Below are 16,427 nucleotides of genomic sequence, written 5' to 3'. Positions count from 1 at the left end.
TGTTAGTGGGTTTTTTCTTTAGAGTATTTTATTTGTAATGGCGGGGTTACGATATGCAAAATTTTATTGTTCTAAAAACATAGCACCTATGGGGCTTATCTGATTTTAGAATATTAGATCCAGATGGGTATTATCTACGTATAACTTCGAAGTGATATATTAGGGGTAATGACAGCGGGTACTGATACTGGCTTACTAAAGTCCTTATTGAGTGAGAATCTAATATTGACTCTAGTGCTTTTACAGAGAAAGAGCGCAAACAACTTTATCAATTAACCCCTATAAGAAATAAAACTTGCCATATGAAAAAAACTAGATATGAAAGAATACTGAATACAATATTTTAAAAGGATGTGACATTTTAGTGGAGAGTATTCTTGTAGACAGTTTAAAGTAGGGTATCCCTTTTACTACATAGAGAATAGGTAGTAAAAGCAATTAAAAAAGGCTAACCATTGTTAACCTTTAAGACGTGCTATATCAGTTATTAGGAGATCTAAATTTCTTATTAATTAAACCATTTTAATAAAAATTAAATGTAGTACTATTAATTCAAGACTAACTAAAAAGGGCAAAAAATATTTTCCCAAAATAATAACCTAAAAAGAGAACCAATGTAGATAAAATTATTATGGATGAATAATAGAGAAAAGGATACTTAGTTGCTGATTTATAGAGTTTTAGTAGACGTTCATTCATAGTATAACTCTCCTGATTTTTTTCTAAACAAATAAAAAAACCTAATTTTTTGGATGGTCTATAACTAAACTTTTACTTGGAAAAAGGATGGACATACAAAGTATTATAACATCTCCTATAGCCCCAATTATCATTATAGTACCTAGGGTGGTACCAAGTAAACTTTTATTAATAAAGATGAAGATAAAGGTAGGATTAATTCTTCGTATAATCAAGGGAAGTACTAAAGCTAAACGATAACTCGATATACTAATAGGTACCTAACAATGTGTATACGGAGAGGAGCTTTCTTTTAGCGCGCCTATTTTCACTTCATTTAGTTGTACTCTTCCAAATAACCAGAACCCTAAAGGAGCTGCAATAACTAGTGCAGGTTTAGGTTATTTATTACTGTTTAATAACCTGATCATTATTATAATAAGTCTTATATTTTCAATAAAAAAGGCTACACCGTTCTCCTCATAATGGTTCTATGTTGGGATTTTTCATTAGCTGCTTTTACCTCCTTAATATTAAAAGCAAGCAAAATAACAGAAAATTGTAGATAAATCCTTTTTTCTCGCAAAATATGGTAGACATAGCATGCCATAGCGTCAAATATTGTAGTATTATTCTTGTGAATTTTTAATAAAACTTCAAAGGAGGGTCTTGAATGTGTGAAAACAAGAAGGCAGATGAGGAAGCTGTAAATATGTATGACGATGTACTTAATAGGTGAATGATATTGAAGCAGAAGAAGCTAGAGCTTTTTTAAAACAGATTTATGCAAGACTTGATATTACTTTAAATGGAAATGGACAGTATGACAAAGATAATTTTTTGGAAGACCTAGAAAACCAGTTTAAGAAACTTGTTGAAATTACAAAAAAAGAAAAAAGAGTGGGAATGAAATAAAATGATGTACAAATTTATTATTTTCGTCTTAGGATTTATTCTAATGTTCCTTACTTTTAATAATCCTCTCAGCGCTATGTGTTCGGATAGTGGGGTATTTGAGGTTTATACCTTTTGGATAGTAGTTTTATATATTATTTAATTAATCTATTGCCTTTTAATTTTGAGAAATTAATAGTGATCGAAACTGACCCAGATCCATATCAAGCATATGGTCATGGAGTTAAAAAAGAAGTTGAATGCAGAGACTTCTATTATTGTAAATTAGATTACATCGGGCAGCATGAAAATATTATTACTAAATACCATCACACATATGCAACTCTTAAAACTATTGCAATTAATATAGGGCCAGCCTCAATTAATATTAATCTTTCTTGGGGAGATAACACTATTGTAGAATATGGCTTTCTTACGGTGATAAAAGGATAACCTTAAGGCTATCCTTTAATTTTACACAAACAGACTTGCAAAAAAAGATAATCACACCTACACATAAAATAATGAACTATGTATTACTTTCATTACCATTAACAAAACCAATAATAGTCCAAACCAGAAGTGAAATAGTATAAAAAACCATTGCTAACCTCGAAGCTAAATTCACATAATTTCTTTTCATCTCGTCTGACTTAGACACTTATATCCTCCCTTTATATTGCGATAAATAAAGAGTCAATTGTAAACCAGGATTAGTTGTCATTTTCAATTGCTCTTTCTTAATATTTCTAGAATTCGAGCACCATTATTGGTGTTGATAAGATATTTATCCTCATTTGTTTCAATAATCACTCTATCTGCTCTGGCATATGGTTGGCCTATACGATGTGTAACTGAAGAGTCGCCACCGTATTCACTAGCTTCATATACATTAACAATATCTTTTTTGGGGATTTCAATTTTTGATAGTAACCATTTTATTGTAATCGTATCTCCATTCTCTTTCACTTTGACATCCACAAATAAACCCACCTTTGTAAAAAAATAGTTTGCTGTAACCTATGATAACATATTTATCTAAGTACGAAACATCGTAAGTAAACACAAAAGACGGAGTTGCATAGTAGCTATAAACCCGCAGAAGTAATGGTTGAAGTTCATAAAAAGTAGGCCTCATTTGTTGACGTCCTGCATGACGATAAACATTAGTTCTTGTTCAACTAACGGTGTAGGATTGTTTAACAAGAAATTGAAAGGGAATTATTTTTTTTATCGAAGTGTATTTCTAACAGTCCCTATCTGAAGGTTTAAATCCTTTTCAGAGAATATGTAAAAAATAAGTGGGGATTTATAATGGATAATATAGAAAAAATATTAAATGACTACCTCGGAGCTCGGAATAAGATGGGTATTAGACAGAATGGTTGAGGAATTAGAAATTTTATGTCGAAGAGTTTTGTAGGTTATTGGGCAAACTCAAATATAGAAAAATGGGGACCCTATGAATATGACTATAATCTTGATAGTGTTTTAAAGCCAATGGATAATGCTAAAAAAGTTCAAAGATGTTTCAATCATTGAAGGTAAAATGGAGATAAGTTCTTAATTTCAAGAAGAGAAACAAACTTAATCAATGGTGAACCTTATATTGCTCAATGTATGTTCGTATGGAGAAAAGAAGATAATGAGTGAAAATTATTGGAGAATACATAGAGTTTTGAAAGGTAGGTTCTACTAAATTTACCATAGAAGAGAGTGAATAAAAAAGCTGTCCGAAAGACAGCTTTTAAGAGGTTTCTATATCTTTAATGAAGTCTACCATTATCCGTATTATTATCTCCTATTTCATTAATTTTTTTCTTGGCTTGCTCCGCCATTTCGTCAGCGATCATTACAACATCTGTATCATATTGTTCTTTTCTTGATACATCAAATTGAAGTTTCTCTGCATAGGGTGCAGGTCTATTCATCATGAATGCAGAGGTCACTTCACAATATTTATCGCGTGCTTCTTCAACGCTTAATTTGTCTGTGACAATATCGTTCATTAAATTCAGTGCAAGGATATTAGCAGCTTCCATATCACAACGAGAAGAAACTTCACCTCTTGTTCTTTCAACAATGACACTGCCGTCAAATTTAGCGAGTTCACTAAATTTTTCTGTTGGCACGCTATAGTTTATATAGTTCTCTATAACATCTGTGTGCGGTTGTGGGAAGTCATGAGGGATTTCGTCACGATAGACAATGGTTCTTTTCCAAGGTCCATTGTTATACCATATTAATCTGCTCTCAGTAGCTTCGTTTGGAGGACCGTATTGATCTATTGTAAGTTTAGCAGCTTTTTTAGACATTGCATTCCAATCCTTAACAATAGATTTGACTGTATCCATATGTGCAAAAGTTTTAGTGGTTTTTTCAGCGCCACCTACTGTCTGCACTTTAAAGTCACTTCCCATAGCAACTCCGGCAGTTTTCAACTTTTCCTCTTGTTCCATAAATTGCCTCCTTAGATTTCAGTTATATCCTTAAAATGTCCTAAACCATGATTAATATAAGTAACTGAGGACTTAAGAGGAATATTTTTGATTTATAAATCTGTTTCACGATATAGTTACAGGAAAACGTACTGGGGAAGAAGCTAAATTTTTTGCAACACAAACAGAAGCAGACGATATATAAAAAACATATCTCCCCCTCATATAGAAAGATTTTATTTCCAAACGCTATGCAATTGATGCTGATATCCAATACTTTGATAAAATTATGCAACTAAAAAAATCTGAAGTGATAATCAAATTTCTAGTAAATTCAATGAATTTGTGATCGATTTCACTTATGAATGGATATCATATATGGGATGAAATATTGAAATGTGTGTTAAATTTTAAGAAGTATAAACCTTGAATAAAGCTATTAACACCTTGTAAATAATTTGGGGAAATATTAATTCATCTTAGGAGGTAACAATGTGAAAAAGTGGGAACTAACAAAACAGTTTGATTCCTCTTATGGTACTGTTCGTTTTAAAGTGGTTGGCCAAGGTCCACCATTAGTATTAGTTCATGGAACACCATGGTCATCATTCAACTGGAGACATATTGTTCCTGCATTGAGGGAGTGGTATACGGTTTATTATTATGATCTTTTAGGATATGGTCAATCCGAAAAAAAAGAGAATCAGAATGTTTCGTTAGGTATTCAAAATGAAATTCTAACGGAACTACTTCAATATTGGGAGTTAGACTCACCAATTATTATAGGACATGACTTTGGTGGGACAACCGCTTTGAGAGCACATTTATTAAATAAAGTTCATTTCAACAGAATGATATTGATGGATCCAGTCGCTGTTGGACCATGGGGTTCCTCCTTCTTTTCCCATGTCTATAAACACGAGGAGGCATTTAAAGGGGTTCCTTCTTTTATACATAAGTCCATCATATCAGCTTATATTGAAGGAGCACAATACAGTAAAATGAGTGAGAAGACAAAAGAGGGGATCATACAATACTGGTTAGGTGACCGTGGTCAACATGCATTTTATAGACAGATTGCCCAAGCAGATCAAACCTACACAGATGAAGTTGAGCATCTGTATAGTAAAATTGATATCCCAACTTTGATTTTATGGGGAGAAGATGATGAATGGGTACCAATTGAAAAGGGATATGCCTTGCACGAAAAAATAATTGGATCCCAATTTAGATCTATTCCATATGCAGGTCATTTGATACAGGAGGAGGCTCCCGCTGTCGTATTAGGGCATATCATTAAATTTTTAAATGATAGTTCGGGTGATTATGCGTGATAATGTTAATGATGCTTCCTACACACCGAATGTAAAAATACGAACAACTTGTATTTATAGGCGGTTGTTCAGTGGATCTGTCTGGACCTAAATATAAAATCGGAAGTACTTTTTCTGCATCATATCAACCTTAAACTTTAACAGAGCCTTAAAAAAGCCAGCCTTTCCAAAAAGGAGAGACTGGCTTCTTTTTTTCATTCCATTATTTTTATTTTACCCATTCACCAATCAATTCCTGATTCTCTTCAACCCATTTCTCAGCTCCATCAAGCGGCTCTTCGGCACTTTCTACATAGTCGATAAGCTCGCCGATTTGTTGATCATTCATCTTCCAATTTTTAAACCACTCGCTTACTTCTGGATAGTCATCTGCAAATCCTTGTCTTGTAGCATGATGAATCTTTTCTACACCGCCGAATGTTTCCTGCGGATCCTCCAGGAATTTTAAATCATATTTGGAAAATATCCAGTGCGGGCTCCAAAGCGGTGCCACGATTGGCTCTTCATCTTTTACTGCTTCTCCGATTTCGCTTAACATAGCAGGTTCAGAGCTTGGCAACAGCTCATATTCGAGATCATAATCCTTGATTAATTGTTCGGTAACTTCCATTGTACCAGCGCCCGGATCAAAACCAACAATTTCACCATCGAACAGTTCTTTATGTTCGTTTAAGTCTTCGACACTGTTGATTTCTTCTAAATAGGTTGGAACAACAAGTCCTACTTTTGCGTTATCAAACCAAGTTGCGTCGGAGAAATTGACCGTATCTTGATATTTCTCCAAATAATTAGCATCCTGGACGGGCAGCCATATTTCCAGACTGGCATCCAGTTCGCCATCCTCTAAGGCCTTCATTGTTGTACCCATGTCCAATACACTTAACTTCACGTTATAGCCTTTTTCTTCTAAAATGGCTTTCCACATATTTGTGACAGCTATATTTTCAGCCCAATTGATTTGGCCAATCGTTAGTGCTTCTTCACTTTTTTCTGTTTCTGTACCTGCTTGTTCACTGTCAGATTCTCCACTCGTGTTTCCGCATGCTGCTAGTACAGTGATCAATAGGATTGCTAAAATAAAACTAAGTTGCTTTTTCCAATTGTTCATGTTGAAAAACTCCCCTTTGTTATATTGTATATTAATTTAAATACATTTTTAATATTAAATGTATTAAGAAATAATTTAACATTAACACCAAAACAAATCCAACTCTTTTTTACAAGAGATTAGTGAAACGTTCCTATTCAGGGTAGTCTATAGCATCTTTGTATAGACTACCTGATAAGTTTTCTAATTAAGCTTGCGGATCTTTCGGTAAGAACTCAAATATCTTCCCACTTCTTATGCTTGCAACTAAGTCATCCAACCAGCGATAGTATGTTTTAGATCCTTCTAATTGATCATAGTACTTTTTTGCATCTGCAACGATTTCTGGTGTGCTAGTGGAATCTTTTATGACATCTATTAAATCTTTTTGTGCTTCCTCAATTGCTTCCATATTCATTTTCACTTCTCGTTCCCACATTTGACAGTAAAACACCATAAAGGACCGGAAGAAATTTTTTTCAGCTACATAGGTATGCTTCCTGGAACCGCGGGTAAACGTTTTTTTCACCATTTCTATTTCCTGGAGCTTACGGACACTAGTACTCATACTCGGTTTACTCATTTCGAGCTCCGTACGCATTTCATCGAGCGTCATCTGATCTTTAAAGTACATGGTTGCATATAAATTTGCAGCAGATGGTGTTACACCATATAAATCCATTGTTTCTGCAATAGCGCCAATGACTTTATCTTTGGCTTCTTCTATTTTGATTCTGGATTTTTCCGTAGATTCACTCATAAAGTCGCTCCTTCAATATAAAGTAAAGCGTGTTAAATATTATCTAAATCTTCTTCACAAACTTTATATTACCGTGTTGAGATGAAATGTCAAATGGTTACACGTAATTTTAACCAAGTGTAAGGCCTGCAACCTCCTTAATCATAACTATTCTAGCGAATATTGACTCCTTCTAAACTTTTATATGTATTATAACTTTGACAGCCTTATAAATACATGTTACATTTTTAAACGTTAAATATATTTTTAATAAACTTAATTTAATTTAAAAATTGGAGTTGATAGATTTGAATCTAAAACAACAACAATACATTAATGGCAAATGGGTGGACGCGAACCTGGGAAATACCCGTGATATCATTAATCCATTTAACCAGGAAGTTATTGCTACTGTTCCTGAAGGTGATGAATCAGATGCAAAAGCAGCAATCGCTGCGGCAAGAGAGGCATTTGATAACGGAGAATGGTCTACGACCCCAGCAACGGAGCGGGGCGCTATCGTGAGAAAAATTGCTGAATTAATTGAAAGAGATAAAGAAGAACTTGCTAATTTGGAATCATTGGATACAGGTAAAACAGTAGAAGAAAGCCGTGGAGACATGGATGATATCGCTGGAGTGTTTCGTTATTATGCAGAGCTTGCCGATAAAGATGGCGGGGAACTGATTGATCCTCCAGTGCCAAACGCTATTAGTAAAGTGGTTCACGTACCAGTTGGGGTTTGTGGTCAAATTACACCGTGGAATTATCCATTGCTTCAAGCGTCTTGGAAACTGGCTCCAGCGCTTGCCACCGGAAATACGTTGATTATGAAGCCAAGTGAAATTACGCCACTTACTACTATTAAAGTGTTCGAATTAATGGAAGAGGCGGGAGTGCCTGGTGGTGTTGCTAACCTGGTACTAGGTTCTGGCAGTACAGTTGGTGCAGAGTTGTCTGGTAACACGGATGTAGACCTTATTTCCTTTACAGGCGGCATTGTTACCGGGAAGAAAATTATGCAAGCGGCCAGTGTGAATGTGAAGAAGCTTGCCCTTGAACTTGGCGGGAAAAATCCGAGCATCGTCTTTGCTGACGCAGATTTTGACATAGCTGTGGACCAGGCATTAAACGGGGTCTTCTTCCATGCAGGACAAATCTGTTCCGCTGGCACAAGGCTGATTGTAGAAGAAGATATTCACGATGAGTTCGTAAACGCGCTTGTTGAGCGAGTAAAGAAATTCAAGCTTGGCAGCGGATTTGACGAAGACACGCAAATGGGTCCGCTCATTTCAGCTGAGCATCTTGCGAAAGTAGAAAAGTATGTAGAAACAGGTATTAAAGAAGGCGCTACATTAGCAGTCGGCGGCAGTCGTCCAGAAGATCCAGAACTGCAAAGGGGATTTTTCTACCTGCCTACGATTTTCACAGACTGCACAACAGATATGAGCATTGTTCAAGATGAAGCTTTTGGTCCGGTTATCACGGTTGAGAAATTCCGTACGGAAGAGGAAGCAGTAAAGATTGCTAATGACTCTATCTACGGACTTGCTGGTGGCGTATGGACAAACGATATTGCAAAAGCTGAACGTTGTGTAGCAAAGATGCGCATGGGTACTGTTTGGATTAATGAATTCAATCTTTACTTCCCACATGCACCATGGGGTGGATTTAAGCAGTCCGGTATCGGCCGTGAACTAGGAAGGCTAGGTATGGAAGAGTACACAGAAACAAAGCATATCTTCCAAAACCTTAAACCTGAATCGATTAACTGGTTCTAAGCTATCAATCTAATATTCAATTTCTATAGATAAAATTACAAAAAATCAGCTAGATTCAATAAATGATGAAGGGATTTTGATGAATGCTTTGGCTATCGTTTTAATTCCTTCATTCAATTTTTGACATCCAAGGAGGAGCAGAAGATGAATGAAACATATGATATTGTTATCGTTGGGGGCGGTAGCGCGGGGTCTATTCTCGGCAACCGTCTAAGTGAAGATGGGAAAAAAAGTGTCCTTGTTCTAGAGGCAGGACGCAGTGATTATCCATGGGACCTATTGATCCAAATGCCGGCAGCTTTGCCGTTCCCCTCAGGGAAACGGCTTTACGACTGGAGATACGAATCCGATCCTGAACCTTATATGAATGGCCGACGTATCCCCCATGCACGGGGAAAGGTGCTCGGAGGTTCGAGTTCCATCAACGGTATGATTTACCAACGAGGAAATCCGATGGACTATGAACGCTGGGGGGCCGACCAAGGAATGGAAACGTGGGACTTTGCGCATTGTCTTCCATATTTCAAACGTATGGAGAATGCCTTGGGATCTCCAGAGGATGATCTTCGTGGGCACACCGGACCTCTAAAATTAGAACGCGGGCCAGCTACGAATCCTTTATTCCAAGCCTTCTTTGAATCAGCTGTTGAGGCTGGATACACACGAACTCCTGATGTGAACGGTTTTCGCCAGGAGGGATTCGGACCGTTTGATAAGCATGTGTACAAAGGCAGGCGGTTGTCAGCTTCTCGTGCATATTTGCGTCCGGCTATGAATCGTCCGAATCTTACTGTGAAAACGCGTGCTTTCGTAACGAATATCGACTTCGATGGTACCCGCGCCAGCGGTGTAACATATCGGCGAAACGGCAAGACGCAACAAGTCAAAGCAGGTGAAGTTATTCTCTCCGGCGGTGCAATCAACACGCCGCAGCTACTTCAACTGTCAGGGGTGGGCGATGCCAAACACCTGCGCTCACTTGGCATTGAACCGGTAGTTGACCTGCCAGGGGTAGGAGAAAACCTTCAGGATCATCTCGAAGTTTACATCCAACACGCTTGTCCGCTGCCGGTTTCAGAACAGCCGAATTTAAATAAAGCGCGGATGCCTTGGATTGGTTTGCAGTGGCTGCTGGGACGCTCCGGTCCGGCAGCAACCAACCATTTCGAAGGTGGAGGTTTCGTCCGTTCGAACGATGAAGTAGATTATCCTAATTTGATGTTCCACTTCCTTCCGGTAGCGGTGCGGTACGATGGCCAAAAAGCGGAAACAGATCACGGGTTCCAGGTACACGTCGGACCAATGTACTCCGATGCCCGCGGGTCATTAAAAATTCGTTCGAAAGATCCTAAAGAGCACCCGAGCATGGTCTACAACTATCTTTCTACCGAACAGGACCGGCGTGAGTGGATTGAAGCGGTACGTGTTTCTCGGGAAATCTTATCTCAGCCAGCTATGTCACCTTACAATTCAGGGGAAATCTCGCCTGGCCCTTCTGTTCGTACAGACGAGGAGATTTTGGAATGGGTGAGGAACGATGCTGAAACAGCGCTTCACCCGTCTTGTACGGCAAAAATGGGGCCCGCTTCAGATCCTATGTCTGTCGTAGATCCGCAAACCATGAAGGTTCATGGGCTCGACAATGTGCGAGTGGTTGATGCTTCTGCCATGCCGTACGTCACCAATGGTAATATCCATGCGCCGGTGTTGATGTTGGCGGAAAAAGCAGCGGACATCATCCTTGGACGAAAACCACTGGAGCCTATTCATGCCGACTATTATCGTCATGGAGTACATCCGGCCGATGCAGGCACAGTAACAGTTCAAACCAAATAATGCTTTTATGAGAAGGCCTCTTTCAACATGTATTTGCCCGTTAAGGCATATATTTAATGATAGAGTGCCTTCTCTTTTCTGTATAAAAATAGTCATAGCTATTCCCCGAGATATATTTTGCACTTATATTAAATTATCAAAAGCCCACAAAACAACCTGGAAAACAATTCGAATGCTTTCCAGGTTGTTTTCTTGCATATAGATTTGTTTATTTCGTGTCCAGCTGGTTTTCAGCTAATTTGGCTAAGTCCTGAGCGCTTGTACTGATTTCTTGCACTGTGGAAGAGATATCCGTGATTGCAGTTGCCTGTGTGTCGGTCATTTTATTGATACCAGAAAATGCATCATCCAGTTTGGCAATCAGGTTTTGAATATTTTTGGTAGCATCGTTGATTTTTTTGACATTATCTTTTGAGTTATTGGCAAGTTTTCGAATTTCTTCAGCAACGACACCGAATCCTTTGCCGGCTTCACCCGCACGTGCGGCTTCAATCGATGCATTCAGACCGAGCAGGTTGCTTTGCTCAGAAATGCCTTTGACCACTGTGGAGATTTCACCGATTTCATCTGTACTTTCACTAACCTTTTTCACTTGTGACGAAACATCTGTTACGTGGTGGGCCAAGTCGTTTATGGAGCCTGTGATTTCTTGGACAGAAGCAGCAGACTGTTCTACTATTGCTAAAAGACTTTCGGCCACTTCGTGAAGTTTATTGGCTTTTTCCAGACTGGTACCGATGCCTACGCCGCCAATAACTGTGCCATTCTCATCACGTAGTGGGATGGCGCGGGCGATAAGCGGAAAGCCGAATAATTCTTTCGGTACCATTTCTGATTTCGCCCGGTTTTCTTTAATGGCATTCGTGATAATGTCACCCTCTGCAAGCGGATCACCGGGACTGACATTAAGCGAGAATGTTTCCCCGGGAATGTTGATGATTAGTTTTTCTGTATCATAGATACCGACCGTGATATCATCATTTATCAGTTGATTTAAGACGGGAGCCACTTTGACAAAGGCATCTAAAAGTTCTGATTCGGTCGCTGTTTCTGTTTTAACTTCGGTCATTTTATCTCCTCCTTTTTGGTCTAGTAGGGAAATTGTCGCTGGCCATAGTTGATCGAGATCCATTTTAAAGTCGTAAATTCCTCAAGACTCCATTCCCCGTTCAGCCGGCCTAGACCTGATTGTTTTTCGCCGCCGAACGCGACAATTGGTTCATCATTGATCGTGATGTCGTTTACGTGAATCATGCCAGTATGTACCTGTTTGGCTAACTGGACACCGCGCTCTCCATCACTTGTGTGCACCGCACCACTTAGGCCGAAGTTAGCGTCATTAGCAATTCGGATTGCCTCTTCGTCTGTTTCAAATGTAATGACACTGACAACGGGACCAAACATTTCCTCTTGGGCAACGGCCATATCCGAAGTGACATCAGTCAGGATCGTTGGTTCTACCATATTTCCTGAAATATCACCTTTTAGCAGTGGTGTAGCACCCTGTTCAATGCCTTTTTCAATCAGTGCTTTGAGGGTCTGGGCTGCTCTTTCGTTTACGACCGGTCCAATAACGGTGTTAGGGTCTCGTGGATCGCCGGTTTTAAGTGAAGCAATTTTATCTCTGTATTTGCTAATAAACTCGTCATAAACCGATTGATGGACAATGATACGGTTAGCGGACATGCAAATCTGTCCCTGGTGGGTAAATCGGCTGAATGTTGCTGCGTTAACCGCATAGTCGATATCAGCATCGTCCAAAATGATAAATGCGCTGTTTCCTCCTAATTCCAGCAGAGGTTTTTTAAAATGCTTTGCGGCTAGCTGGGCGATATGTCTACCTACACCGGTGGACCCGGTAAATGAGATGATCCTTGGAATAGGGTGCTCCACAAATGAATCACCAATTTCACTAATGTCAGTGACCACTACATTGAACAAACCTTTGGGAAGGCCAGCTTCTTCAAATATCTTTGCAATCAATGTACCACCGACTATAGGTGTTTCTTCATGCGCTTTTAGAACAACCCCATTACCCGCGCCTATTGCAGGGGCAATCGATTTAACGGACAAGAAAAATGGGAAGTTGAAAGGGCTGATAACTCCAACGACACCAGCGGCCATACGATATAGGCGGTTCTCCTTTCCATTTTCAACGGATGGCAGGATTTTGCCTTCCTTCTTAAGCGGAAAAGTTGCTGCTTCCTTAATCATATTTTTGACAAGGCCGATTTCAAATGCAGCTTTTAATCTTGTACCGCCAAGTTCATCGATAATGAGGTTCGTGATCTCCTCTTCGTGAGCATCAATATACGTCACAGCATTCTCGAGAATGTCTCGTTGTTGATAAGGGTTAATTTGATTCCATTCACCCATAGCTGCTTGTGCTGCTGAATAAGCAGCATCCACATCTTCTGTTGTAGCCATCTTGAATTCCGTTATTACTTCACCATTGTATGGGTTTTTATCGCTCAATGTACGGGTGCTTTTTCCATCAACCCATGAGCCGGCAATGTATTGTTTGTTGAGCGAATGGATGTCTAACATAATATTCCTCCTATATATGTAAAATGTAATACCTTCCTAATATCGGCAGAAATAGTGCCTAAGTTAAGGTTTCTTTTGATATACAGTTCCTATTTTTTTACTGCTAATAATATTGAATAGGGAGAAATCATCGAAAGGAGCGGACTAAGCTGCAGGCTTGAGGGAGAAGCGGTGATGACAGCTGAATTGCTTGTATTTCTTTATCCGATAAGTGTTAATATACCGCGATCTAGAGGAAATCATAAGCATTTGTGTACTGCTGAAAACAGCAGGCAGACTATCAGTGGAGGAAATCCACGGAGACGCCTGCGGGAGTAAGGCCTCGGTGAGACCCCGCAGAGCGCTAGCTCGAGGAGGCTTACCAGCCGCCCGCGGAAAGCGTAGTGTATTTCCGGAGCGTTGGTTATGCAAGGAAGTAAGAACAGGCGTATCAGCGCAGGCAGAATACGCAGACTTCAGTGAGATCAGCACGAGCTTGAAGACTTCGGAAGAAGCCGTTTTTGCATCTGAGGACAAGGAACCCGACTCATCGCTTGAAGAAAATGACTCCTTTATTTTCAAGGAGACTGAAGCTACATCCATGGAAAGCGAAGTATGCTGCCGACGCAAATTTAAGCACCCAACCTTGTTAAAAAGGAAAAAAGTTGTCACTGTTTCCGCGGTTTAAATTAAGCATTAGAAAAAATCGAACGAGTTCGAATCCTAAGGATTTCGAATCATCGTTCGATGGGTTTTGGCCGCTATCCTTTTGTCCCAACCTCATTCTTTACCATCCATATACACTTTCGCATGTATTAGCCAGGGGTTCATAATAGCAGTGCTGTTTATATTGCCCTGTGAACGGCTGGCCGTACCAGCTAGGCGGACATTCACCATAAGGGTTGAAATACCAAAGGGCAAACTTGGAAGGATGTTCTCTCCAATAGTTTAAGGTTTGTCTGGCTAACCTTTTTTCGGCACTTCTTGCTCTGTTATAAAAAACATTGCCTTTTTGTACTGCTTCAAAAGAATAGTTTCCTCCTTGTACTTGAAAAATAACATCCCGTATCGATCTCAAATCTTCAAAATCTAAACAATCGGCTTTTAGTCGATTTACAACAACATTACCGACCATAAGCATCCCTTGCTTTCCTTCACCTTCGGCTTCTGCCCGCATCATCCTTGCCACTAAATCAACGTCTTTGTCTGTAAATTTTACTCTAGCCACTTTGCATCACCTCTAAAAGAATTCTATGTAAAAAGCCTGCAAAAATGCTTTTTTAAGTAAACAATATATCGGAATTTCCATGAATGTCATACTAAATACAAAAAAACGTGCCCTCAACAGGGAGCACGTTTTTTTGACAAGTTTAAGTTAAGAGTTAATTTGCATTTAATCCTCCGGTTGCACTGTAGACATGACCTGTTACATAGCTGGCTTGTTCAGATGCCAGGAAAACGTAAATTCCGCTCAGCTCAACAGGCTGGCCTGCGCGCTGCATCGGTGTTTCTGGTGTTTCCTTTCCGAACTTCGGAATGTTTTCCTGCGGCTGGCCGCCGGAAATTTGCAGGGCAGACCAAAATGGTCCAGGCGCCACGGAATTCACCCGTATCCCTTTTGAGGACAACTGCTTGGACAGTGATTTTGTAAAACCGATAATCGCACTTTTCGTCGCTGCATAATCCAATAACAGCGGTGAAGGATTATAGCCCTCTACGGAAGAGGTGGTGATAATGGAACTTCCTTCAGGCATATGAGGAAGCGCTTCTTGAACCATCCAGTACATGGAAAATACATTTGTCTGGAAAGTAGATACGATTTGTTCTGTTGTAAGGTCTGCGATATCTTCTACTGCCTGTTGTTCACCGGCAACAAGTACTAATGTATCGAGCCCGTCCAGCTTCTTAACCGCATCTTGTACCAATGATCGGCAAAATTCTTCTTCGCGTAAATCTCCAGGCAGCAGGACTGCCTTTTGCCCTTCTTGTTCGATTAACTCTTTCACTTCCAGGGCATCTGGTTCTTCGACGGGAAGATAGTTAATGGCAACGTCGGCTCCCTCCCGTGCATACGCAATCGCGGCAGCGCGGCCGATACCTGAATCGCCCCCGGTAATCAGGGCTTTTCTACCTTTCAGTTGGCCGGAACCTTCATAGCTTTTTTCTCCACAATCCGGAACAGGATCCATTTCTTTTTGGATTCCTGGCGGGTTTTGATATTGTTTGGGAAAATCTTTGTTGTAATATTTTTCTAATGGATTTTTTGGCATGATGACACATCCTTTCCTGTAATCTTGTAAGGACATGTATTTGTCTACCTCGTTATTTGCAAGACTAAACATCTAAGAATTTCTCTGTATTTCCTCGAAATAGATTAACAAATAAAGTAACATAGGCCATATTATGATTTTATAATAGGAGTGATAGTATGAAGGTTTTGTTAATAGGCGGTACTGGAACTATAGGAAAATCGGTGGCTGATAAGTTAAAAACGAATCATGAAGTTATAATCGCTAGTAAATCAACGGGAGATTATAAAGTAGACATTACATCATCTGATAGTATAGAGCAAATGTATAAAGATCTATCTAATATGGATGCTGTGATAAGCACAACAGGAGCATCCCACTTTGGGCATTTAAGTGAACTTACGCCGGAACTAAATGAAATAGCGATTGATAGTAAGCTGAAGGGTCAAGTGAATCTAGTATTGATTGGACAAAAATATATTAATGAGGGTGGAAGCTTCACACTAACGACTGGAATCATGATGGATGATCCTATTTTAAGAGGAAGTTCAGCAGCTATGGCAAATGGTGCGGTTGCCAGTTTTGTCAAATCCGCAGCGATTGAACTGAAACGCAATATACGGATTAATACTGTAAGTCCCACCGTCCTGGAAGAATCTTTAGGCAAATATGGAGAGTTTTTTAAAGGCTTTAATCCAGTACCAGCTGCCAAAGTTGCGAACGCATATGTTAAAAGTGTTGAAGGCGCCCAGACAGGTCAAGTTTATCAGGTTTATTAACATTCATTCACTTAGGTATTAGGGAAAAGAAAAACGTTGATGTTTTAAATCAATCGTGTTATTATCAATCCACTAGCTTACATAAC

At 39.4% G+C, this 16,427-nt stretch carries 15 protein-coding genes; 7 read left to right on the top strand and 8 right to left on the bottom strand.

The genetic code is table 11. From position 1 onward, the window contains the following. Positions 1 to 1,413 precede the first annotated feature (1,413 nt). Complete coding sequence (locus BLR93_RS13950) at positions 1,414 to 1,593, top strand: hypothetical protein (protein WP_093215764.1); 180 nt, start codon at positions 1,414 to 1,416, stop codon at positions 1,591 to 1,593. 177 nt (positions 1,594 to 1,770) lie between these two features. Beyond that, a complete protein-coding gene (locus BLR93_RS13945; RefSeq protein WP_139184430.1) occupies positions 1,771 to 2,025 on the top strand; it encodes a hypothetical protein in 255 nt (84 codons plus the stop codon). Between the two features lie 273 nt (positions 2,026 to 2,298). Here the strand turns inward: BLR93_RS13945 and BLR93_RS13940 are convergent, their stop codons facing one another. Beyond that, complete coding sequence (locus BLR93_RS13940) at positions 2,299 to 2,553, bottom strand: SunI/YnzG family protein (RefSeq protein ID WP_093215760.1); 255 nt, start codon at positions 2,551 to 2,553, stop codon at positions 2,299 to 2,301. A 785-nt stretch (positions 2,554 to 3,338) separates the two neighbouring features. Continuing rightward, complete coding sequence (locus BLR93_RS13930) at positions 3,339 to 4,031, bottom strand: hypothetical protein (RefSeq protein ID WP_217629287.1); 693 nt, start codon at positions 4,029 to 4,031, stop codon at positions 3,339 to 3,341. A gap of 473 nt (positions 4,032 to 4,504) precedes the next feature. Here BLR93_RS13930 and BLR93_RS13925 point away from each other — a divergent pair, with 473 nt between their 5' ends. Then, the gene (locus BLR93_RS13925; RefSeq protein ID WP_093215759.1) at positions 4,505 to 5,344 is read left to right on the top strand and encodes an alpha/beta fold hydrolase; all 840 of its coding nucleotides are present in this window, start codon (positions 4,505 to 4,507) and stop codon (positions 5,342 to 5,344) included. A gap of 208 nt (positions 5,345 to 5,552) precedes the next feature. Here BLR93_RS13925 and BLR93_RS13920 read toward each other — a convergent pair whose 3' ends face one another. After that, positions 5,553 to 6,452, bottom strand: a complete 900-nt coding sequence (locus BLR93_RS13920) for a glycine betaine ABC transporter substrate-binding protein (protein ID WP_093215758.1) — start codon at positions 6,450 to 6,452, stop codon at positions 5,553 to 5,555. Between the two features lie 187 nt (positions 6,453 to 6,639). After that, the gene (gene cudC, locus BLR93_RS13915; RefSeq protein ID WP_093215756.1) at positions 6,640 to 7,191 is read right to left on the bottom strand and encodes a choline uptake/conversion transcriptional regulator CudC; all 552 of its coding nucleotides are present in this window, start codon (positions 7,189 to 7,191) and stop codon (positions 6,640 to 6,642) included. Positions 7,192 to 7,478: 287 nt separating this feature from the next. Here cudC and betB point away from each other — a divergent pair, with 287 nt between their 5' ends. Together betB and betA are read left to right on the top strand one after the other, a co-directional pair. Continuing rightward, a complete protein-coding gene (gene betB, locus BLR93_RS13910; RefSeq protein WP_093215754.1) occupies positions 7,479 to 8,951 on the top strand; it encodes a betaine-aldehyde dehydrogenase in 1,473 nt (490 codons plus the stop codon). A 144-nt stretch (positions 8,952 to 9,095) separates the two neighbouring features. Further along, positions 9,096 to 10,787 (top strand): choline dehydrogenase, encoded by a 1,692-nt coding sequence (betA, locus tag BLR93_RS13905; protein ID WP_093215752.1) that lies wholly within the window; start codon positions 9,096 to 9,098, stop codon positions 10,785 to 10,787. 208 nt (positions 10,788 to 10,995) lie between these two features. Here the strand turns inward: betA and BLR93_RS13900 are convergent, their stop codons facing one another. Together BLR93_RS13900 and BLR93_RS13895 are read right to left on the bottom strand one after the other, a co-directional pair. Further along, positions 10,996 to 11,856: a methyl-accepting chemotaxis protein gene (locus BLR93_RS13900; RefSeq protein ID WP_093215750.1), complete on the bottom strand. Its 861-nt coding sequence runs from the start codon at positions 11,854 to 11,856 to the stop codon at positions 10,996 to 10,998. Between the two features lie 20 nt (positions 11,857 to 11,876). After that, complete coding sequence (locus tag BLR93_RS13895) at positions 11,877 to 13,334, bottom strand: aldehyde dehydrogenase family protein (RefSeq protein WP_093215747.1); 1,458 nt, start codon at positions 13,332 to 13,334, stop codon at positions 11,877 to 11,879. 325 nt (positions 13,335 to 13,659) lie between these two features. Between BLR93_RS13895 and BLR93_RS13890 the strand changes: the two genes are divergently transcribed. Beyond that, on the top strand, positions 13,660 to 14,001 hold the full coding sequence (locus tag BLR93_RS13890) for a hypothetical protein (RefSeq protein WP_093215745.1): 342 nt from the start codon (positions 13,660 to 13,662) through the stop codon (positions 13,999 to 14,001). Positions 14,002 to 14,100: 99 nt separating this feature from the next. Here the strand turns inward: BLR93_RS13890 and BLR93_RS13885 are convergent, their stop codons facing one another. Beyond that, complete coding sequence (locus tag BLR93_RS13885; RefSeq protein ID WP_093215742.1) at positions 14,101 to 14,541, bottom strand: cell wall hydrolase; 441 nt, start codon at positions 14,539 to 14,541, stop codon at positions 14,101 to 14,103. A 154-nt stretch (positions 14,542 to 14,695) separates the two neighbouring features. Next, entirely contained in the window at positions 14,696 to 15,583 is an 888-nt protein-coding gene (locus BLR93_RS13880; RefSeq protein WP_093215740.1) for an SDR family oxidoreductase, read from the bottom strand. A 158-nt stretch (positions 15,584 to 15,741) separates the two neighbouring features. Between BLR93_RS13880 and BLR93_RS13875 the strand changes: the two genes are divergently transcribed. Next, complete coding sequence (locus BLR93_RS13875; protein ID WP_093215738.1) at positions 15,742 to 16,341, top strand: short chain dehydrogenase; 600 nt, start codon at positions 15,742 to 15,744, stop codon at positions 16,339 to 16,341. Positions 16,342 to 16,427: the final 86 nt, after the last annotated feature.

This window comes from Sediminibacillus albus (assembly GCF_900101125.1).
GTDB classification, from domain to species: domain Bacteria; phylum Bacillota; class Bacilli; order Bacillales; family Amphibacillaceae; genus Sediminibacillus; species Sediminibacillus albus.
The sequence above is the reverse complement of the archived record's forward strand: the minus strand, read 5'-3'. Positions and strand labels throughout refer to the sequence as shown.